This window comes from Streptococcus mitis, assembly GCF_047462815.1.
GTDB classification, from domain to species: Bacteria; Bacillota; Bacilli; order Lactobacillales; family Streptococcaceae; genus Streptococcus; species Streptococcus mitis_DO.
The window spans coordinates 65889-86787 of the sequence record NZ_JASHFB010000007.1 but is presented as its reverse complement, the minus strand read 5'-3'; the positions used below and the strand labels follow the sequence as shown (position 1 = coordinate 86787).

At 41.6% G+C, this 20899-nt stretch carries 18 protein-coding genes; 1 reads left to right on the top strand and 17 read right to left on the bottom strand.

Going from position 1 to position 20899, the window contains the following annotated elements:
• Positions 1-60: 60 nt before the first annotated feature.
• The 15 genes from lepA to gyrA form a co-directional block, all read right to left on the bottom strand.
• Positions 61-1884: a translation elongation factor 4 gene (gene lepA / locus QM865_RS05080; RefSeq protein ID WP_084926386.1), complete on the bottom strand. Its 1824-nt coding sequence runs from the start codon at positions 1882-1884 to the stop codon at positions 61-63.
• Positions 1885-1962: 78 nt separating this feature from the next.
• The gene (locus QM865_RS05075) at positions 1963-2691 is read right to left on the bottom strand and encodes a metallophosphoesterase family protein (RefSeq protein ID WP_414306170.1); all 729 of its coding nucleotides are present in this window, start codon (positions 2689-2691) and stop codon (positions 1963-1965) included.
• Between the two features lies 1 nt (position 2692).
• A complete protein-coding gene (recN, locus tag QM865_RS05070; protein ID WP_414306169.1) occupies positions 2693-4360 on the bottom strand; it encodes a DNA repair protein RecN in 1668 nt (555 codons plus the stop codon).
• A 6-nt stretch (positions 4361-4366) separates the two neighbouring features.
• On the bottom strand, positions 4367-4798 hold the full coding sequence (locus QM865_RS05065; RefSeq protein WP_020900686.1) for an arginine repressor: 432 nt from the start codon (positions 4796-4798) through the stop codon (positions 4367-4369).
• Positions 4791-5606 (bottom strand): TlyA family RNA methyltransferase, encoded by an 816-nt coding sequence (locus QM865_RS05060; RefSeq protein WP_414306168.1) that lies wholly within the window; start codon positions 5604-5606, stop codon positions 4791-4793. The genes QM865_RS05065 and QM865_RS05060 overlap by 8 nt, the downstream gene beginning before the upstream one ends.
• Complete coding sequence (locus tag QM865_RS05055; protein WP_414306167.1) at positions 5599-6474, bottom strand: polyprenyl synthetase family protein; 876 nt, start codon at positions 6472-6474, stop codon at positions 5599-5601. Before QM865_RS05055 ends, QM865_RS05060 begins: the two co-directional genes overlap by 8 nt.
• Positions 6471-6683, bottom strand: a complete 213-nt coding sequence (locus QM865_RS05050) for an exodeoxyribonuclease VII small subunit (protein WP_414306166.1) — start codon at positions 6681-6683, stop codon at positions 6471-6473. Before QM865_RS05050 ends, QM865_RS05055 begins: the two co-directional genes overlap by 4 nt.
• Positions 6661-8001 carry an exodeoxyribonuclease VII large subunit gene (xseA, locus tag QM865_RS05045; RefSeq protein ID WP_414306165.1) on the bottom strand — a complete coding sequence of 447 codons (1341 nt, stop codon included), beginning with the start codon at positions 7999-8001 and terminating at the stop codon, positions 6661-6663. Before xseA ends, QM865_RS05050 begins: the two co-directional genes overlap by 23 nt.
• A 126-nt stretch (positions 8002-8127) precedes the next feature.
• The gene (gene udk / locus QM865_RS05040) at positions 8128-8766 is read right to left on the bottom strand and encodes a uridine kinase (protein WP_001181376.1); all 639 of its coding nucleotides are present in this window, start codon (positions 8764-8766) and stop codon (positions 8128-8130) included.
• Between the two features lie 109 nt (positions 8767-8875).
• Complete coding sequence (gene truB / locus QM865_RS05035) at positions 8876-9754, bottom strand: tRNA pseudouridine(55) synthase TruB (RefSeq protein WP_414306164.1); 879 nt, start codon at positions 9752-9754, stop codon at positions 8876-8878.
• A 10-nt stretch (positions 9755-9764) separates the two neighbouring features.
• Positions 9765-11039 (bottom strand): DUF2130 domain-containing protein, encoded by a 1275-nt coding sequence (locus QM865_RS05030; protein ID WP_414306163.1) that lies wholly within the window; start codon positions 11037-11039, stop codon positions 9765-9767.
• Positions 11040-11134: 95 nt separating this feature from the next.
• The gene (locus QM865_RS05025) at positions 11135-12415 is read right to left on the bottom strand and encodes an O-acetylhomoserine aminocarboxypropyltransferase/cysteine synthase family protein (protein ID WP_414306188.1); all 1281 of its coding nucleotides are present in this window, start codon (positions 12413-12415) and stop codon (positions 11135-11137) included.
• 146 nt (positions 12416-12561) lie between these two features.
• Positions 12562-13359, bottom strand: coding sequence for a formate/nitrite transporter family protein (locus QM865_RS05020; protein WP_101781990.1), 798 nt, complete (start codon positions 13357-13359; stop codon positions 12562-12564).
• A 139-nt stretch (positions 13360-13498) separates the two neighbouring features.
• Complete coding sequence (srtA, locus tag QM865_RS05015) at positions 13499-14242, bottom strand: sortase SrtA (RefSeq protein ID WP_414306162.1); 744 nt, start codon at positions 14240-14242, stop codon at positions 13499-13501.
• Positions 14242-16710 (bottom strand): DNA gyrase subunit A, encoded by a 2469-nt coding sequence (gene gyrA / locus QM865_RS05010; protein ID WP_414306161.1) that lies wholly within the window; start codon positions 16708-16710, stop codon positions 14242-14244. Before gyrA ends, srtA begins: the two co-directional genes overlap by 1 nt.
• Positions 16711-16904: 194 nt before the next feature.
• On the opposite strand from gyrA, the gene QM865_RS05005 reads away from it, so the two are divergent.
• A complete protein-coding gene (locus QM865_RS05005) occupies positions 16905-17891 on the top strand; it encodes an L-lactate dehydrogenase (protein ID WP_000204726.1) in 987 nt (328 codons plus the stop codon).
• A 394-nt stretch (positions 17892-18285) separates the two neighbouring features.
• On the opposite strand, the gene pyk is transcribed toward QM865_RS05005, so the two are convergent.
• Positions 18286-19791, bottom strand: a complete 1506-nt coding sequence (gene pyk / locus QM865_RS05000; protein ID WP_001042818.1) for a pyruvate kinase — start codon at positions 19789-19791, stop codon at positions 18286-18288.
• A 58-nt stretch (positions 19792-19849) separates the two neighbouring features.
• Positions 19850-20857, bottom strand: a complete 1008-nt coding sequence (pfkA, locus tag QM865_RS04995) for a 6-phosphofructokinase (protein WP_000820862.1) — start codon at positions 20855-20857, stop codon at positions 19850-19852.
• Positions 20858-20899 lie beyond the last annotated feature (42 nt).

Below are 20899 nucleotides of genomic sequence, written 5' to 3'. Positions count from 1 at the left end.
CTGTTTTACTATTGATTCTTATGTAAATTTCCTATGAACAAGAAAAACAATTATGATAACTTATTCTTCATCCATGCTCAAGACGCTAAGGAAGGCTTCTTGTGGAACTTCTACTGATCCGATAGCTTTCATGCGCTTCTTACCAGCTTTTTGTTTTTCAAGGAGTTTGCGTTTACGAGAAACGTCACCACCATAACATTTAGCAAGTACGTTCTTACGAAGGGCCTTGATATCAGTACGAGCCACAATCTTGTGTCCAATAGCTGCTTGAATTGGGACCTCAAATTGTTGGCGAGGAATGATTTTCTTGAGCTTATCAACGATGAGTTTCCCACGTTCGTAAGCAAAATCCTTGTGAACGATAAAGCTGAGGGCATCCACCTTGTCTCCGTTGAGAAGGATATCCATTTTGACCAGCTTAGATGGGCGGTACTCTGACAATTCGTAGTCAAAGCTAGCGTAACCACGTGTCGAAGACTTAAGCTTATCAAAGAAGTCGAAGACGATTTCAGCCAGTGGAATTTGATAGATAACATTGACACGGTTATCATCAATATAGTCCATAGTCACAAAGTCACCACGCTTGCGCTGAGCTAGCTCCATTACAGCTCCTACGAACTCCTGTGGTACCATGATTTGCGCCTTAACATAAGGCTCTTCAATGGTCGCAATCTTGGTAGGATCTGGGAACTCAGATGGGTTAGATACATCCATAGACTCACCGTCGGTCAAGTTAACCTTATAGATAACAGATGGAGCTGTCATGATGAGGTCGATGTTGAACTCACGCTCTAAACGTTCTTGGATAACATCCATATGGAGAAGTCCAAGGAAACCACAACGGAAACCAAATCCAAGTGCCTGAGATGTTTCTGGTTCAAACTGAAGACTAGCATCATTCAGTTGCAATTTTTCAAGCGCTTCACGTAGGTCATTATACTTGTTTGACTCAATTGGGTAGAGACCTGCAAAAACCATAGGATTCATCTGCTTGTAACCATGTAATGGCTCTGCCGCAGGATTGGTTGCCAAGGTAACAGTATCACCCACACGAGTGTCTTGAACCGTCTTGATAGAAGCCGCAATATAACCAACGTCACCAGTCGCAAGGAAATCACGACCAACTGCTTTGGGTGTAAAAATACCGACTTCGGTCACATCAAAGGTCTTGCCATTGCTCATGAGCTGAATCTTATCACCAGGTTTGACCACTCCATCCATAACACGCACTTGGAGGATAACTCCTCGGTAAGCATCGTAAACAGAGTCAAAAATCAAGGCCTTCAGTGGTGACGTCACATCACCTGTTGGCGCTGGCACTTTTTCTACGATTTGCTCAAGAATTTCTTCGATACCGATACCAGCCTTGGCAGAAGCCAAAACTGCTTCACTGGCATCCAAACCAATGACATCTTCAATCTCTGTACGCACGCGCTCAGGATCTGCAGCTGGTAGGTCAATTTTGTTAATGACTGGCATGATTTCCAAATCATTGTCCAAGGCCAGATAAACATTGGCAAGGGTTTGAGCCTCAATCCCTTGGGCAGCATCAACCACCAAAATAGCTCCTTCACAGGCAGCTAGCGAACGTGAAACTTCATAGGTAAAGTCCACGTGCCCCGGTGTGTCAATCAAGTGAAAAATGTAAGTTTCCCCATCTTTTGCAGTGTAATTGAGCTCTATGGCATTCAACTTAATGGTAATCCCACGTTCCCGCTCTAAATCCATACTATCCAAAAGCTGGGCCTGCATTTCACGGCTTGAAACCGTCTCAGTTTTTTCCAAAATGCGGTCTGCTAGAGTTGATTTCCCGTGGTCAATATGGGCGATAATAGAGAAGTTACGAATCTTCTCCTGTCGTTTTTTCAATTCTTCTAAGTTCATGATTCTCTTCCTTTCAGGGTATCTATTTATTATAAATTGTTTTTGCCATTTTGACAAGACCATACCCTGCTAGGAGTACTAATCTTCAGCGACAAAGCCGTCATTTTCGATAAAGTAGTGTTCTGTCATTCCTTGGTCTGTAAAGACAATCCCATGAAGGACACCACCATAAACAGCTCCTCCATCCATTCCAATCTTGCCATCTTCTGTAGTCCAAAGCTCAGCAGTACCACGCTCTTGCTTTAACAAACCATAGACCGGTGTATGGCCAAAGACAATGATTTTTCCAGTATGATTTTCTGCTTCGTGGAATGGTTTTCTAAGCCAGACTTTTTTATAATCTGTAGTTTCATGCCAGTCATCCAAGGTTAAATCAATACCTGCATGAACAAAGATATACTTGTCTGTCTCTACCACAAAAGGCATTTGACGAATGAATTCGACCAAATCTGCCGCTTCAGTAGTGACACGCTTGGCATCTTCTACTCCATCAACTGGTGCATCCAAGGGACGACCTAGGATAGAGTTAATGGTTGTATCTCCACCATTGCGACGATAATGGTCATAACTTTCTTCTGGGTCATCGAGCCAAGTCAAAAACATATACTCGTGATTTCCTGACAAACAGATTGCCCCTTGATTATCAACCAAGTCCTTGACCATTTCAAGGACACGGCGACTATCTTCACCACGGTCAATCAAGTCCCCTAGAAAGAGCAACTGAGTCTGACCATCCCATGTTTTGAGAAGGTCTTCCAGCATCCCAGCTTTTCCGTGAACATCTCCAATTACATAATAGTCTGTCATCTTATTCCTCCCTGTTTCTCAACAATTCTCTGGCTTGCGTCAGGGCGGCTTCTGTGACATCATCACCTGCCAACATCTTAGCAACTTCTTCCACTCGCTCTTCAACCGTCAAGAGACGAACAGTCGAAACTGTTGAATGGTCATTGCTAATCTTCTCAATAAAGAATTGATAATCTGCAATCGCAATCACTTGTGGCAAATGGGAAATAGCCAGAACCTGACCATGCTGGCCAATTTTATGAATCTTCTGTGCGATGGCTTGAGCTACACGACCTGAAACTCCCGTATCCACCTCATCAAAGACAATACTTGTCTTACCTTCTTTACGTGAAAAGGCAGACTTAATGGCTAACATGAGACGAGATAATTCCCCACCAGACGCAACCTTAACCAAGGGTTTAAAGTCTTCACCAGGGTTGGTTGAAATGTAAAACTCGACCATTTCATTTCCCTCACGACTGAATTTGCCCTTGCTAAAACGAACCTGAAACTGGGCTTTTTCCATATAAAGGTCTTGCAATTCTTGTTTAATCTCTGCTTCTAGCTGCTGGGCCAAGTCATGACGAGCAGATGCAAGCTGGCCTGCCAAATCAACAAGATTGACTTCCAATTTCTTGAGCTCAGCTTCCATGTCCTCAGACGAAAGATTATTGCCAGTCAAGAGATTGTATTCTTCCGTAATCTTGGCAAAATAAAGCAAGACATCGTCAACAGTCCCACCATACTTACGAGTAATGGTATGAAGGAGATCCAAACGATTCTCAACCTGCATGAGGCGATTACCATCAAAATCTAAATCCTCAATGATTGCTTCCAAACGTTTGCTAATATCTTCTAAGACATAGTAGGTCTCAGACAGTGAGCTTGAAATTTCACGGTATTCAGGGTCATACTCTTCGACACTTTCCATGTCATTCATGGCTGAACGAACATTAGCCAGACTTGAAAAATCTTCATTGTCCAACATACTGTAGGCATTGGTTAGGGTATCCGCAATATTTTTATGGTTGAGGAGTTTATCTCGCTCTTGGTTAAGAGCCAAGTCCTCACCTGCTTGCAAGTTTGCTGCCTCAATCTCTGCCATTTGAAATTCCAACATTTCAATACGAGCCTTGTGTTCCTGTTGGTTTTTCTTGACTTCCAGGACCTGCTTGCGCATTTTCCGATAGGCATCAAAACTCGTTTGATAGGTTTCTTTCAAGGCCCAAAAGGCTGTATCACCAAATTCATCCAACATCTGGATATGCAGTTGAGGACGCATTAACTCCTCTTGGTCATGCTGACCATGAATATCCACAAGATGTTGCCCAATAGCACGCAAAACAGACAGATTAACCATCTGGCCATTGACACGACTAATACTACGACCATTTTGCAGAATTTCTCGACGGATGATGATTTCATCACCCATTTCCAAACCTTGCTCATCAAAAATTTCCTGCAAAAGGCGACTATTCTCAACTGAGAAAAGCCCCTCAATCTCTGCCTTTGGCGCACCATGACGAATAACATCTGTCGTAGCACGAGCTCCCAACATCATATTCATGGCATCAATGATAATTGACTTCCCTGCACCCGTTTCACCAGTCAGGACAGTCATCCCCTTTTCAAAATTGAGGGAAATAGCCTCAATAATGGCAAAGTTTTTTATCGAAATTTCAAGTAACATATAGACCTACCAATTTTTTACTTGTTCAAAGATTTCCTCAGCTAGACTTTCACTTCTGGCAATGACTAAAATCGAGCTATCATCAGCTAAACAGCTAAAAATCTTGTCAGCAAAAGTCTCGATTAACTGAGCTTTTACAAAAGCTGTATTTCCTGGAATAACTTGGAGATTAATCATCTTATCCATCAATTCAGCTGACTCAATATTGTCTTCAGCCAGTTGCAAACTTTTTACGATTGATTTTGGTAATTCATAGACATAGGTGTTGTCTCTCAAAGGAATTTTGACAATACCTAGTTCTTTGATATCTCGTGATACCGTCGCTTGAGTGGCAGTTATACCTGCTTCTTTCAAATGTTCTACAATTTCTTCTTGCGTGCCGATTTGATAATCTGTCACAAATCGTCTAATTTTTTCAAGTCTCTCTTTTTTATTCATTTTTAAATTGACTATGCGCCCTCTCTACTACTTCTTCAATTTCAGCAAGAACCTGATTGCTTGCTGACTCTTCTTTTTTCAAATACGCTAAAAATTCAATATTTCCATGCCCACCTTGGATGGGAGAAAAGTCCAATCCAAGGACTGAAAAGCCCTCCTCTACTGCCATGGTTGTGACAGATTCAAGGACATGTTGATGAACCTTAGCATCACGAATGATTCCATTTTTCCCAATCTGCTCACGTCCTGCTTCAAACTGAGGCTTAACCAGAGCCACAACCTGACCTTGATCTGCCAAGACACGATGCAAGGCCGGAAGAATCAGACTAAGGGAAATAAAACTCACATCAATGCTGGCAAAGCTCGACTCCTTCTCGAAATCAGCCTTTTCAGCATAGCGGAAATTGAACTGCTCCATGCTGACAACTCGCGGGTCCTGGCGTAGTTTCCAAGCCAACTGATTGGTACCAACATCAACTGCAAAGACCAACTCAGCACCATTTTGCAACATGACATCGGTAAAACCTCCAGTAGAAGCACCGATATCAATCGTGGTTGCTCCTTCCACTGACAAATCAAAGACCTGCAAGGCCTTTTCTAATTTCAAACCACCACGACTGACATACTTGAGTTTCTCGCCCTTGAGTTTTAGCTCGGTGTCATCTGGAATTTTCTCTCCTGGCTTGTCAAACCGTTCTCCGTTAAGGACTGCTACGACTAGTCCAGCCATTACACCACGCTTGGCTTGTTCTCGCGTTTCAAACAAGCCCTGTTTATAAGCTAGTACGTCCACTCTTTCCTTAGTCATTGATTCTCAAACTTTCTACTACTTTTACAATCGATTCTGTTTCAAAGTGAACCTGCTGGGCAATGTCGTCTAATTTGGCATTAGCTTGATCCAGAGTCTGGTTACAAAAGGCAATAGCCTCTTCTAAGCCCAACAAAGCTGGATAGGTTGATTTTGCAGCCTGCAGGTCCTTTTGTGGTGTCTTGCCGATTTCCTCAAAACTAGCTGTCACATCTAACACGTCATCTCGAACTTGAAAAGCAAGTCCAATCAATTCACCAACAGTTTTCAGCTTTACCTGCATTTCAGGTGCCAATTCGGCTATGATGGCAGCTGCTTGGAAGGGATAGGCTAGTAACTTTCCAGTCTTATTAGCATGAATAGTCTGGAGTTCTTCCAAAGACAAATGCTGGTGTTCGCCTTCCATGTCCAAAACCTGCCCTGCCACCATGCCCAAACTTCCTGAAGCAAGAGATAAGTTGGCAATCAAGTCCACCTTGATCTGACTTGGCAAATCTGCCTGCGCTATCAAAGCATAAGGATCTAGGAACAAGGCATCTCCAGCCAAAATGGCCATAGCTTCTCCAAATTTCTTATGATTGGTCAATCGTCCCCTACGGTAATCATCGTCATCCATGGCAGGAAGATCATCATGAATCAAGCTCCCTGTATGGATCATTTCCAAAGCAGCAGCCACCTGCGCGTGTGCTGGTTTAATAGCCACCTGCAAGGCTTCCAGAACTTCTAACAGAAGAAAAGGCCGAATACGTTTGCCACCAGCGTGAATGGAATAGAGAATAGCCTCTCGCAAACTCGAGGCAAACTGCTGGTCTCCATAAAAGTCTTCCAAGGCCGACTCGACAAGAGCTAATTTCTCTTGTTTTTTCATTCAAAATCACTTTCTGTTCCGTCTTCTTGCATGATCTTGACCAAGGTCTTTTCAGCCTTGTCCAGCGTCGCTTGGAGCTCTTTTGACAAGACCATACCCTTTTGAAAGGCAGCAATCGCATCTTCCAGAGCAATTTCACCATTTTCCAAACTTTGGACAATGGTCTCCAGTTCTGCTAGATTTTCCTCAAATTTCTTTTGTTTTGACATCTTTAACCTCTAATTCTACTTGACCATCTCGCATCAAAAGCGTCACTTGGTCTTTTTTCTTCAAACTCTCAACCGAATCTACAACGGACTCTTCTTTCTTGACAATAGCATAACCACGCGCCACAATTCGGCTAGTATCTAACATGAGCAGGGCTTCTGAAAGTCGCTTCACTTCAGCAACCTTGGCATCATAAACCAGCGCCATTTGGCTACGGAGAAGCTTGTCCAACTGACCTAGACGGTCTTGATAACGCTGAATTTTGGTAACAGGTGATAACTGGACTAGTCGATGCGTCCGTGCTTGGACGACTTGTTTGTTATCAGAAATCCGTGTACGTAAACTTTGTTTTAAACGCAGTTGCAGTTGATCCAAGCGTTGCATATAGCCATCATACAAACGCTCTGGCTGTCTAAAGATAACAGACTGACTGCATTTTTTCAAAGCTTCTTGTTTCTTATATAGGACATTTCGGACTGCTGTTGCCATCCGTTTTTCCTGATTTTGCAAATGAGCTAATAGATCCAACTTGGTCACAGGTGTTGCTAGTTCAGCTGCAGCTGTTGGCGTCGCAGCGCGGCGATCTGCCACAAAATCTGCTAAAGTCACATCTGTCTCATGTCCCACACTAGAAATGATTGGCAAACGAGATTCAAAAATAGCTCGTACCACAATTTCTTCGTTAAAGGCCCAAAGATCCTCGATAGAACCTCCACCACGACCAATAATCAGCAAGTCCAAATCGTCCCGTTGATTGGCTCGAGCGATATTTCGAGCTATTTCCTCCGCAGATCCTTCACCTTGCACCTTAGTTGGATAAAGCAGGATATCGACACCTGGGAATCGCCTGCTGACGGTCGTGATAATATCTCGAATCACGGCTCCACTGCGACTGGTCACTACACCAATTCTCTTAGAAAATTGGGGCAGAGGTTGCTTGAAGCTTTCTTGAAACAGACCTTCTTCTGTCAATTTTTTCTTGAGTTGTTCAAACTGAATCGCAAGCGCCCCAACCCCATCAGGCTCTGCCTTTTCAATGATGATGGAGTAGCTACCACTTGGTTCATAGACCTGTACGCGCCCAATCACATTGATTTTCATTCCTTCTTCCAGGTCGAAACCTAATTTCTGATAAATTCCAGACCAAATAGTCGCTTGAATAACTGCATGGTCATCCTTTAGGGAGAAATATTGGTGAGTAGGTCGTTTACGAAAGTTAGAAACTTGACCAGTTAAATAGACTCGTTCCAAGTAAGGGTCTTTATCGAATTTCATTTTCAGATACTTGGTCAAAGTTGTTACCGATAAATACTTTTCCATCTCCACCTACTATTCATTTTCTTGCTCTTTCATGGGTATTATTATACCAAAAATATGCCTAAAAATCTCCATTTATGTACCATTATGAGTGAAAAATAAAAAAGGAGGCAAGGCCTCCACATCTGATTATTTGCTATTTCGGGCTTCTTCCAAAATCTTTGCAATCTTGGTCGTCAACAGGTCGATAGCAACTGTATTGCTGACTCCCTCAGGAATGACGATATCAGCATAACGCTTAGTTGGCTCGATAAACTGGTGGTACATGGGTTTGACCACACCTAAGTACTGGTCAATAACGCTATCAAGGCTACGTCCACGCTCCTCCATATCACGCTTGATACGACGAATAATGCGCACATCATCATCCGTATCCACAAAAATCTTGATATCCATCAAATCACGCAGGCGCTTGTCCTCCAAGACTAAAATGCCCTCAACGATAAAGACATCTTGAGGCTCCTGACGATAGGTCTTGCTACTTCGTGTATGCTCTGTATAGTCATAAGTCGGGATGTCCACCGGACGCCCTGCCAACAATTCCTTAATCTGCTCAATCATCAAGTCTGTATCAAAGGCAAAAGGATGGTCGTAGTTGGTTTTGACACGCTCTTCAAAGGTCAAGTGAGACTGATCCTTGTAGTATGAATCATGCTCAATCATGGAAATCTTTTCATCAGGAAAATGCGATAAAATGGCTCTTGAAACACTGGTCTTACCACCACCAGAACCACCTGTCACTCCGATAATGATTGGTCTATTTTGCATGCTATCCTCCGTTTTTTTATCCGTCGTCTATTCTATCACATTTTTTACAAAATTTATAGTCTGATTTGGATAGTCTAGGAGAAACAACACTCCCTACACCTCAGTTAGACTAGCTAAAAACCTTCCTTGGCTTATAGAGATTGCCCCGTTTTTCTAGAATGGCTAACAATTTATCATCTTCAAAGGCAGCCAGTTCTTTGTCCGTTTGGTCTAGCTCAATAAAACGACCAAAGCGCACTTCTGTAGCCTGTTCTGGGGATAGGAAAACTTTGACAAGGTCGCCTGTCCCAATCTCTAGAGGATGGAGAAAGTCCAATTGGCCAGCCTCCACTTTTTCAGCAATTTCTTCCAAGGTAAGAGCATCCTCAAGTTGCAAACCTGCTGCACTAGTCCGTGTCAGATGTGACATATGAGCTGCATATCCCAATTTTTCTCCCAAGTCAACTGATAAGGTACGGATATAAGTCCCCTTGCTGCATTTCACCCGGAAAGTAAAGCGTGCAAGTTCGCCCTCATAAGAAATCGAACTTGTTCGCTCAAATTGATAAATGGTCACCTGACGTTCTGGGCGCTCCACTTCCTGACCAGCACGCGCATACTCATAAAGCTTACGACCATTGACCTTGACAGCCGAATACATAGGTGGAATCTGACTAATAGGCCCAGTCAAACTAGCGATTGCTTCATCGACAAGTTTTTCATCCAAGGGCGATAAAACAGGTGTCTCTGCAACCACTTCCCCACTTGCATCCTCAGTCGTTGTTGAATAGCCAAGAGTAATTTCCCCCTCATAGACCTTTCCCTCATCCTGCATAAACTCGACCATTCGTGTCGCCTTGCCAACCGCAATGGGCAAAACACCCACCACATCCGGATCCAAGGTCCCACCATGACCAATCTTCTTAGTTTCCAAAATCTTACGCAGTTTAAAAACCGCATCATGCGAGGTCATCCCCGCTTCTTTTTTTAAGTTGATAATACCGTTCATATTTGCTTTCTCACTCCCCCTTCAATGCTTCAAACTTCGCTTTCATGGTTGGATTTTTTCGGGTCAATTTTTTTACGGATACATCCTCCAATTTGTTGTTTGCAAGGCGAAGTTGGTTTTCAGATGTGGTTAGGAATTTCTTGACCTCTTCCATGCGTTTGATGGCCTTGTCGATTTCATCGATAGCTTTGCCAAAGTTGGTTGAAGCAGAGTTGTAGTTTTTAGCAAAAGCTAGTTTAAAGGCATCTAAGTCTTCTTCAAAATGCGTAATGTCAATATTTTGTTCGCGAACCAAGGCCAGCTCCTGCTTGTATTTTAGGGAATTAAGCGCCGCATTTCGCAGGAGTCCAATCAACTGGATAAAGAATTGAGGTCGAACCACATACATCTTTTCATACTCATGACTGACATCCACGATACCCGTGTTAAAGTAGTCATTATCGGCCTCAAGCATGGTCACCAAAACGGCATACTCACAGTTCTTCTCCCGACGATCCTTGTCCAATTCCTTATAAAAATCTGCATTCTTGTGCTTCTTCTCTGTTCCATCCGCTTCATTTTTCATCTCAAACATAATGGAAATGATTTCGACCCCATTTTCATCACATTCACGGAAGATAAAGTCCCCCTTAGACCCACGCGCAGAAACCTTGTTATCCTTCTCAAAGTAAGCATTTGGAAAGGCAAAACTGCGAACCTTGTTAAACTCACTTTCAGCATACTGTTCCAGACTTTCCCCGATGGCTTTTGTAGATTGTTGAGCTTTGAAATTCTTATAAAATTCGACTTGTTCACTGGCTGCCTTGAGCTGTGCTTCATAGTTTTGCTTAACAGAAGAAAGAGAAAGCTCATTTTCTTTTTCTTGTAAAAGAAGCTGGTTTTTAACCTGATCCCGTTCTTTTTCTAGGTCAGAAAGGGTCTTTTGCAGTTGATTTTCATGCTCCAAACGCAAGGTCGCCAACTGATTTTCCAAGGCCTGCACTTCCTTGTCCTTGGCTAAGAGAGCCTGATGGCTTGTCTGTTCAACTTCTTTCTTGGCCAATTCTTTTTCTGTATCAAAGTTTTGGATTTGACTCTGCAATTGTGCAATTTCTTGGTCTTTTTGAGCTAGTTTAGACTGTTGTTCATTCATAGCCTTTTGCTCAGCCAAGGCCAGTTCCTGCTTCATCCGGTTGTGCAATTCCTTATCAAACTCTGCCGTTCTCACTTGGGATAAAAGTTCAGCATACTGACTTTCATTTACTGTAAATACTTCCCCACAGTTGGGACATTTGATTTCGTTCATATCGTTCCTCTTTCTAGACTTCTTTATCCATTATATCATGCCTGAGGGAAAATCAAAAACAGTGAGTCAAAACCCACTGTTTATCTTCTTTTACTTTAAATTTTTTCCAAGGCCAAGCGCAAGTCTTCAATTAAATCATCTACATTTTCAAGTCCGATTGACAAGCGGATTTGGTTTGGTGTGACACCGGCTGCTTCTAGGTCTTTTTCTGACAATTGACCGTGAGTAGTTGTTGCTGGATGGACAACAAGCGATTTAGCATCTGCCACATTTGCAAGATCAGAGAAGATTTCTAAATGATCAATTACCTTGCGTGCTTCTGCCTCCCCACCTTTGACATGGAAGGTAAAGATTGAACCAACACCTTTTGGCAAATATTTCTCAGCCAAGGCATGATAAGGACTATCAGCAAGTTTTGGATAGTTGACTTTTTCTACCTTAGGATGGTTGATAAGAAAATCAACAATTTTCTCTGCATTTTGCACATGGCGCTCCACACGAAGTGAAAGGGTTTCAAGTCCTTGAAGCAAGAGGAAGGCATTAAATGGTGACAAGGCTGCACCTGTATCACGAAGCAATTGGACACGGACAGCGATAATAAAGGCTGCTGCACCCACATCACGAGTATAGCTCAAATTGTGGTAGCTTGGGTCTTCCTCAACAAATTGAGGGAATTTTCCTGAAGCCGCCCAGTCAAAACGACCACTATCGACAATCACTCCTCCAATAGTCGTACCATGCCCACCGATAAACTTAGTCGCAGAGTGAATGGCAATATCTACACCGTGAGAAAAAACGTTAATCAAATAAGGTGTTGCAAAGGTATTATCCGAAACTAGTGGAATCTGGTGTTTATGAGCAATCTCAGCCAATTTTTCCAAATCTGGAATATTAATCAAGGGATTTCCCAAGGTTTCAATCAAGACAAGCTTGGTATTGTCATTGATAGCTGCTTCCACTTCCTCCAAATTATCCACATCGACAAAGGTTGTTGTGATCCCATAACGAGGAAGGGTTTCTTTCAAGAGATTGAAGGTTCCACCGTAAATAGTTGATGCTGCCACTACATGGTCACCTGCATGGGCAAGCGCCAAAATCGTATAAGTCACTGCAGCCATACCTGATGCTGTTGCAAGAGCTCCAACACCACCTTCAAGAGCAGCAATTCTTTCTTCAAAGGCAGCCGTTGTAGGATTTGTAATACGAGTATAAATGTTCCCTGGTTTTCTCAAAGCAAACAAATCGGCACCTTCCTGCGTGTCATCAAAAACAAAGGATGTTGTTTGATAAATCGGCACTGCACGAGACTTAGTTGCTGGATCCACAACTTGACCAGCATGCAATTGTAAGGTTTCAAATTTAAAATCACGAGTCATAAGGCTACCTCCATATAGTTTCATTAAGGATATTGTAGCACTATCTACCTATCTTGACTAATACCTCTTTTCTATATTTTGATATAAGAAGCGGCTATTACTTCTTACAAAATCGAAAAAAGCACGAATCAATCGTGCTCATTTTCTTAATCTACATAAGTATCTTCATTTTTATTGAGGAAGGCATATGGAAGACCCATCAAGAGGCCTCCTCCGATAAAGTTTCCGATGAAGGTTACACCCCAGTGACGAAGCATATTTCCAACACCGAAGTTAGCAATTGAGTCAGCAGCAACACTGAATTTTACAATCGCGAAAGAAGCAAAGTTCGCCGCAATGTGCTCGTTTGTTAAGAATACAAACATGTAAATAGCTGACAACACAAGCCAAAGTTTGGCACCACCATCTTTGACCAAAATAAATGAAAGAATCGCAATATTTACGAAAATATTTGCCAAAATCGCCTCAAGCAAGATTAATTCATTTGAACGGCCTAACTTCATCTCAACAACCCCTGAGATGAAACTATCGTGTGTCAGATGTGCATAAGCTGCTGAGTGGGCAAAGCCCCAACCGGCTATCAAGGCCCCGATAAGGTTGAACAAGGTACAGTAAAGTAAAATCTCAGCTGTTTTTCTCCAAGAGATTTTTTTCAAGAAACTACCAGCAGTCAAGAACATCATGTTTGATGTTACCAACTCGGCATTCAAGAAAACAATGTAGGCCAAGCCCCAAGCAAAGACAAATGGGAAGAGGAAGCGTCCACTACCTGGTGCAATTTTATTAATCAAATCAGCCCCAACTGCACCAGCAGCTGTACTGAAGGTTAAAAATGCACCTGCGAACATAGAACGAATCGCATACTTAAATTTGCTTTGGCTATAAAGACTTTCTTTCTTCTTGCAAGCAAATTCAATCTTTGAGATAAATTCTGAAGAAACCATAATAAACTCCTAAAAATTTTTTACCTGATAATTATATCACAAACGTTAAAATTAAGGAAACGTTTTCTGTATTTCATAAAAGTTTATTCTTATGAAAAGCTTAAAAAATCAGTGAAATCCAGGATTTCACTGATTTGTATTAATAAAATTGTTTATATGGTTGATTGAAAGCTGTTAGGATTTCATCAGATGTTTGTGAATAATCTTTTGTTTCTTTCAAATCGCCTTTTACAATAATACGTTCTGTAGCAGCAAGGTCTTCACAGGTTACTAATGTAATCTCATTGACGCCATCTCTATCATCAACTTCATCAACACGATCCGGTGTAACACGTTTGACTTCACGTATTTCATAAGTATAAACTTTATTTTTATCGGTTAGATAAATCTTCATACCATTTTTAGCGTTATCTAAAGGAGAAAATAACATTTTATTAGCATTATTGACACCAAAAATATGATGACTAGCTAGACTATAATTTCCTTTCCCCATCACTTGATCGCGTTTCATCGTACCAGCACCATAGAAGAGATTGACATTATCAAGACCTTTAAAAATTGGCAGATTCATTTCTAATTCAGGAACTGCAATTCCGCCGATAACTGGTAATTTTTGAGCATCCCATTGAGAAGCTAGAACCGCTTCAGAAGAGATAGCATTGACAGAATCAAAATCAAAATTTCCTTCTGTATCCTGATTTTCTTCTATTTTTTCTTTTGATACCTGACTAACTTGGTACTTATTGGTATTCCAAACTATGAAAATATCACGAATTTTAGCATTAAAAATCAAAGCAATTGATAGTAGTATCAGAAATCCTGCCAGGATATTTATCAGCAGATTTTTTCGTTTGTTTTTCTTCTTATTATTCTTTTGAGACATTATGCTTCACCTTCTGTTTCGTTTTCTGTCCCAACTTCTTCTTTTTCTGCCGCTGCAACCGTTGTAAAGGTCACAATTTTGGCATCTTGATCCAGGCGCATTACTTTAACTCCCATAGTTGAGCGACCTGTTTGTGAAATATTGGCAACGTTGGTTCGAATCATGACACCTGTATCAGTGATAATCATCAAGTCTTCATCACCTTTCACAGTCAAGAGACCTGATAGAGGACCATTTTTCTCAGCCACATTAGCCGTCTTCATTCCTTTACCACCACGACCTTTTGTTGGATATTCAGTCGCGACTGTACGCTTACCATATCCTTTTTCTGTGATGATAAGAACCTCGTCCTGGTCTGTAATCACACTAGCACCAACAACTGTGTCTCCCTCACGGAGATTCACACCTTTCACACCTGTGGCGATACGACTCATGCCGCGAACGGCTGATTGATTAAAGCGAACTGCATAACCAAACTTGGTACCAATAATAATATCCGTATCTTCTTCCGTCAACAAGACATTAATTAGCTCATCTTCATCCTTTAGATTCAGTGCTTTGAGACCATTTTGACGAATGTTAGCAAATTCCTTGACGCTGGTTCTCTTCACAATACCATGACGGGTTGTGAAGAAGAGGTAAGCATCATCACTGCGTTCAGACTCAACATTGATAATCGTCTGAATACTTTCACCTTCATCCAATTTCAAGAGATTAACTACTGGTAGACCTTTGGCCGTCCGACCATACTCAGGAATTTCATAACCTTTCAGGCGATAGACACGTCCTTTATTTGTAAAGAAGAGCAGGTGATCATGGGTGCTAGTTGACACTAACTCACGAACAAAATCGTCATCCTTAACGCCTGTCCCTTGAACACCGCGGCCACCACGTTTTTGAGCAGTAAATTCAGCTTGGTCCAAACGTTTGATGTATCCCTTATTAGAAAGCGTAATTAAAACATCCGATTCTTCAATCAAATCCTCATCTTCAAGACTCAATACTTCACCGACCATCAACTCTGTACGACGTTGGTCGCCAAACTTACGCTTAACTTCATCCAATTCTTCTTTGATGATTTGAGAAACACGTTCTGGTTTAGCAAGAATATCTGCTAAATCCGCAATCAGAGCCAAGAGGTCATCATACTCTGACTGAATCTTATCGCGTTCCAAACCTGTCAAACGACGAAGACGCATATCTAAAATAGCCTGACTTTGACGTTCAGAAAGCTTAAACTTACTCATCAACTCAGCTTGTGCTTCTGCATCTGTTTCACTAGCACGGATGATACGAATCACTCCGTCGATATGGTCTAGCGCAATCAAGAGACCTTCTAAGATATGCGCACGCGCTTCCGCTTTTTCCTTATCAAAACGTGTCCGACGAACAACCACTTCTTTTTGGTGTTCGATATAAGCATCCAAAATCTGACGAAGGGACAAAATCTTCGGTACACCATTTTGGATAGCAAGCATATTGAAACCAAAGTTGGTTTGCATCTGGGTCATCTTGAAGAGGTTATTGAGGATAACATTGGCTGAGGCATCGCGCTTAACTTCGATAACAAATCGAACACCTTCACGGTTTGATTCATCACGAACTGCTGTGATGCCCTCAATACGTTTTTCCTGAACCAAACGAACAATATGCTCATGTACCTTGGTTTTATTGACCATGTATGGAAATTCCGTTACAACAATACGCTCACGGCCAGTCTTAGTTTCTTCAATTTCAGTACGAGAACGAAGGACAATAGAACCCTTACCTGTTTCATAAGCCTTATGAATACCTGATTTCCCCATAACAAGAGCACCAGTTGGAAAATCTGGCCCAGGTAAGACTTCCATCAAGTCCTTAGTGGTCACTTCAGGATTGTCCATGACCAACTTCACTGCATCAATGGTTTCACCCAAGTTATGAGGGGGAATATTGGTCGCCATCCCAACGGCAATACCAGTTGCTCCATTGACCAAAAGGTTTGGAAAACGAGCTGGCAAGACCAAGGGTTCGCGTTCATTGGCATCATAGTTATCGACGAAATCAACCGTATTCTTATTGATATCACGAAGCATTTCTAAAGCAATCTTGCTCATACGTGCCTCAGTATAACGCTGGGCGGCAGCACCATCTCCATCCATGGAACCAAAGTTTCCATGCCCATCTACAAGCATGTAACGGTAGCTCCACCATTGAGCCATGCGGACCATTGCTTCATAGATAGAGGAATCCCCGTGTGGGTGGTATTTACCCATGACGTCCCCTGTAATACGAGCAGATTTTTTATGGGGTTTGTCTGGAGTAACACCCAATTCATTCATTCCATAGAGAATCCGACGGTGAACAGGTTTCAAGCCATCTCGAACATCAGGAAGAGCCCGCGCTACGATAACACTCATGGCGTAATCGATAAAGCTCGTCTTCATCTCCTTTGTCAGATTGACATTCACTAAATTTCTATCCTGCATTAATAAATGCCTCATTTCACTATTAGTAATTAATAATATTATACCATAATGTCCGCCATATTTCAGGTATCCAAATTAGCTAAAACGTTTACATCAAGAACTGAAAGGCATATTCGTGACAAAGCTTTTTAAAAGTGATAGAATTAAAATAACTGGGGAAATCCCTGAATAAAATTAAGGAGATGTTTAGAACAATGACTTCAACTAAACAACACAAAAAAGTTATCCTTGTCGGAGATGGTGCTGTAGGTTCATCTTACGCTTTTGCACTTGTTAACCAAGGAATTGCACAAGAGCTTGGAATTATCGAAATTCCACAATTGCATGAAAAAGCTGTTGGTGATGCACTTGACCTTAGTCACGCCCTTGCCTTCACTTCACCTAAAAAAATCTATGCAGCTCAATACTCTGACTGTGCAGACGCTGACCTTGTTGTGATCACTGCAGGTGCGCCTCAAAAACCAGGTGAAACTCGTCTTGACCTTGTAGGTAAAAACCTTGCTATCAACAAATCAATCGTAACTCAAGTTGTTGAATCAGGTTTCAAAGGTATCTTCCTTGTTGCTGCTAACCCAGTTGACGTTTTGACTTACTCAACTTGGAAATTCTCTGGTTTCCCTAAAGAACGCGTTATCGGTTCAGGTACTTCACTTGACTCAGCTCGTTTCCGTCAAGCACTTGCTGAAAAATTGGATGTAGATGCTCGTTCAGTTCACGCTTACATCATGGGTGAACACGGTGACTCTGAGTTCGCTGTTTGGTCACACGCAAACATCGCTGGTGTAAACCTTGAAGAATTCCTTAAAGACACTCAAAATGTTCAAGAAGCTGAATTGATTGAATTGTTCGAAGGTGTTCGTGATGCAGCCTACACAATCATCAACAAAAAAGGTGCAACATACTACGGTATCGCAGTAGCCCTTGCTCGTATCACTAAAGCAATCCTTGACGATGAAAATGCAGTACTTCCACTTTCAGTATTCCAAGAAGGTCAATACGGAGTTGAGAACGTCTTTATCGGTCAACCAGCTGTTGTTGGTGCACATGGTATCGTTCGTCCAGTAAATATCCCATTGAACGACGCAGAAACTCAAAAAATGCAAGCATCTGCTAAAGAATTGCAAGCTATCATTGACGAAGCATGGAAAAACCCAGAATTCCAAGCAGCTTCAAAAAACTAATTTAACTATAGACAACTCCTTGAATCATCAGGGAGTTGTTTTTTATCTATATTATAGTAGATTGAAATAAGATATGAACAAATTAATTTCTAGAAATGTTTTAGCAGCCACGGCGTACTATTCTAGTTGTAATCCACTATAAGAACTAAACATTTTATGAAATTTTCGTTCAAAAAACAACATCCCTTTAAAAGCTATCATGTCATGGCTTGGGCATGAAGACAAAAAGACTACCAATCAGATTTATACTCACATCACAAAAAGTATGGAACAAGCAACGATTTACTCTTTAGCTACAGTTGCATTAAATCAAAAGTAGAAAACTTTTCCCATATACAAAAAAGCCCATCATACAGGCTAGACAGCTTGATACGATAGGCTATTTTTCTATTAATTAACGTACTGTACGGATACGCATTGTGTTTGTACGAACAGCTTCTCCAACTGGTACACCAGCAACAATAACGATATCGTCACCAGATTCTACAAGACCTGCTTCAACTGCTTTACGTTCAGCAATTTCGAACATATCGTCAGTTGAAGATGGAGCATCTGTCAACATTGGGATAACACCCCAGTTCAACATCAATCCACGTTCTGTCAATTCGTCGAATGTCAATGCCAAGATGTCAGCATTTGGACGGTATTTAGAGATCAAACGTGCAGTGTGACCTGTCTTAGTAAGAGTTACAACCAATTTAATATCCATTGAGTTAGTAGCATCTTTAACAGCTGAAGCCATTACTTCTGTCTTAGAGTTACGTTCGAATGAATCTGAGTTCAAACGTCCGTATTCGTTAAGAAGAGTTTGAGCGTTCTTATCGATTGTAGCCATTGTAGTTACTGACTCAAGTGGGTATTTACCGTTTGCAGACTCACCTGAAAGCATTGTTGCGTCAGTTCCATCGATAACAGCGTTAAATACGTCTGATACTTCTGAACGAGTTGCACGTGGTTTTTCAGTCATTGTTTCAAGCATGTTTGTTGCAGTGATAACAACTTTACCTGCAGCGTTCACTTTAGTGATGATCATTTTTTGGTAAACTGGAACCATTTCGAATGGTACTTCGATACCCATGTCACCACGAGCGATCATGATACCATCAGCAGCTTCGATGATTTCATCCAAGTTATCGATACCTTGTTGGTTTTCGATTTTAGCGAACAATTGAACATGTCCGTTTCCAGTTTCTTCACAGATTGCACGAACTTCGTTCACGTCTTTTGCAGTACGTACGAATGAAATAGCGATGAAGTTGATACCTTGTTCAAGACCGAAACGGATATCGTCGTTATCACGTTCAGCAAGAGCTGGGAAAGGAATTTTAGTGTTAGGGATGTTCACACCTTTTTGTTTAGCGATGATACCATCGTTTTCAACTTCAACTTCAAATTCACGAGTTGCATCATCTTTAGCAACCACACGAAGACCAAGTTTACCATCGTCAACCAAAACTTGACGACCAACTTCAACATCATCATAGATATCAAGAGCACCAGCAACGTTCAATGCAATCACTTCACGAGTTGATTTGATTCCTTGTTTAGTTGCAACACGGATTTTCTCACCAGTTTTGTATGAATACTCTTTAGCTTCACCTTCGAACAATTCTGTACGGATTTCTGGTCCTTTTGTATCAAGAAGGAAACCAACTTTTTTACCTGCAAGTTTTTCAGCAAGTTTAACAGTTGCCATACGCTCACCTTGTTCTTGGTGGTCACCGTGTGAGAAGTTGAAACGGAATGTGTTAGCACCAGCTTCAATCAATTTAGCAATGTTTTTAGCTGAAGCTTCAACATCAAGTTTTTCACCCCAGTATCCGTCCTCACCGAATTTTTTACCACCACGGATTTCTACCGCAGGACCCAAAGTTGCAACGATTTTTACACGTTTGTTCATGATTTTTGTGACTCCTTTATATATATGACCTTTTTGGTCTTATTAACTAAATTGTAAATTATGACAAGCTCTTATTCAAGCTAGATAGCTCAATGTCGGCTTTGTGTGGGTTGTTAACAACAATCTTACCTTCTGCAGTAAGGCTAAACAATGCTCCTTCTTCTGCAGTTCCAAGAATTGGATTTTCAACCATTTTTTCGTTACGGATACCAACCGCAACACCACCGATACCTTCTTTAAGAAGTTTAACAGCATGCGCACCCATACGTGACGCCAATACACGGTCACGCGCAGTTGGAGAACCACCACGTTGAATATGTCCAAGTTCTGTCACACGAAGGTCGCTTGTATCCCCAGCTTCTTTTAGTTTTTTACCAAATTCAGCTGCTGACATCACACCTTCTGCCAAGACGATGATATTGTGTTTTTTACCACACTCATAACCACATTTAATGCTTTCTACGATATCTTCAATCTTGAATCCTTCTTCAGGAATGATGATTTCATCAGCACCAGTTGCAATACCAGCCCAAAGAGCGATATCACCAGCGTTACGTCCCATAACTTCAATAACAAAAGTACGACGGTGACTTGATGATGTATCACGAATCTTATCGATAGCATCCATAGCAGTTGTAACCGCTGTGTCAAAACCGATTGTAAAGTCAGTACCAACGATATCGTTATCGATTGTACCTGGAAGACCGATAGCTGGGAAGCCATGTTCAGTCAAACGCATAGCGCCGTGGTAAGATCCGTCACCACCGATAACAACTACACCTTCAATTCCGTGTTTTTTCAATTGCTCAATCCCTTTAAGTTGCCCTTCAAGTTGAGCGAACTCTGGGTAACGAGCTGAGTGAAGGAAAGTACCACCACGAGAAATGATGTCTCCTACTGAAGCTGCATCTAGGGGATGAATTTCACCGGCAACCATACCAGCATATCCGTCATAGATACCAAACACTTCCATTCCTTCTGAAATTGCTTGACGAACAACTGCACGGATAGCAGCGTTCATACCAGGTGCGTCTCCGCCACTAGTCAAAACAGCAATACGTTTCATATTGGTTTATGCTCCTTTTTCTTTTAACATTCTTATTGATTA

What these genes read in the sequence shown, in the direction of transcription:
- lepA (WP_084926386.1), bottom strand. Translation starts at nt 1,884, where the DNA reads ATGAACTTAGAAGAATTGAAAAAACGACAGGAGAAGATTCGTAACTTC.
- QM865_RS05075 (WP_414306170.1), bottom strand. Translation starts at nt 2,691, where the DNA reads ATGACAGACTATTATGTAATTGGAGATGTTCACGGAAAAGCTGGGATG.
- recN (WP_414306169.1), bottom strand. Translation starts at nt 4,360, where the DNA reads ATGTTACTTGAAATTTCGATAAAAAACTTTGCCATTATTGAGGCTATT.
- QM865_RS05065 (WP_020900686.1), bottom strand. Translation starts at nt 4,798, where the DNA reads ATGAATAAAAAAGAGAGACTTGAAAAAATTAGACGATTTGTGACAGAT.
- QM865_RS05060 (WP_414306168.1), bottom strand. Translation starts at nt 5,606, where the DNA reads ATGACTAAGGAAAGAGTGGACGTACTAGCTTATAAACAGGGCTTGTTT.
- QM865_RS05055 (WP_414306167.1), bottom strand. Translation starts at nt 6,474, where the DNA reads ATGAAAAAACAAGAGAAATTAGCTCTTGTCGAGTCGGCCTTGGAAGAC.
- QM865_RS05050 (WP_414306166.1), bottom strand. Translation starts at nt 6,683, where the DNA reads ATGTCAAAACAAAAGAAATTTGAGGAAAATCTAGCAGAACTGGAGACC.
- xseA (WP_414306165.1), bottom strand. Translation starts at nt 8,001, where the DNA reads ATGGAAAAGTATTTATCGGTAACAACTTTGACCAAGTATCTGAAAATG.
- udk (WP_001181376.1), bottom strand. Translation starts at nt 8,766, where the DNA reads ATGCAAAATAGACCAATCATTATCGGAGTGACAGGTGGTTCTGGTGGT.
- truB (WP_414306164.1), bottom strand. Translation starts at nt 9,754, where the DNA reads ATGAACGGTATTATCAACTTAAAAAAAGAAGCGGGGATGACCTCGCAT.
- QM865_RS05030 (WP_414306163.1), bottom strand. Translation starts at nt 11,039, where the DNA reads ATGAACGAAATCAAATGTCCCAACTGTGGGGAAGTATTTACAGTAAAT.
- QM865_RS05025 (WP_414306188.1), bottom strand. Translation starts at nt 12,415, where the DNA reads ATGACTCGTGATTTTAAATTTGAAACCTTACAATTGCATGCTGGTCAA.
- QM865_RS05020 (WP_101781990.1), bottom strand. Translation starts at nt 13,359, where the DNA reads ATGGTTTCTTCAGAATTTATCTCAAAGATTGAATTTGCTTGCAAGAAG.
- srtA (WP_414306162.1), bottom strand. Translation starts at nt 14,242, where the DNA reads ATGTCTCAAAAGAATAATAAGAAGAAAAACAAACGAAAAAATCTGCTG.
- gyrA (WP_414306161.1), bottom strand. Translation starts at nt 16,710, where the DNA reads ATGCAGGATAGAAATTTAGTGAATGTCAATCTGACAAAGGAGATGAAG.
- QM865_RS05005 (WP_000204726.1), top strand. Translation starts at nt 16,905, where the DNA reads ATGACTTCAACTAAACAACACAAAAAAGTTATCCTTGTCGGAGATGGT.
- pyk (WP_001042818.1), bottom strand. Translation starts at nt 19,791, where the DNA reads ATGAACAAACGTGTAAAAATCGTTGCAACTTTGGGTCCTGCGGTAGAA.
- pfkA (WP_000820862.1), bottom strand. Translation starts at nt 20,857, where the DNA reads ATGAAACGTATTGCTGTTTTGACTAGTGGCGGAGACGCACCTGGTATG.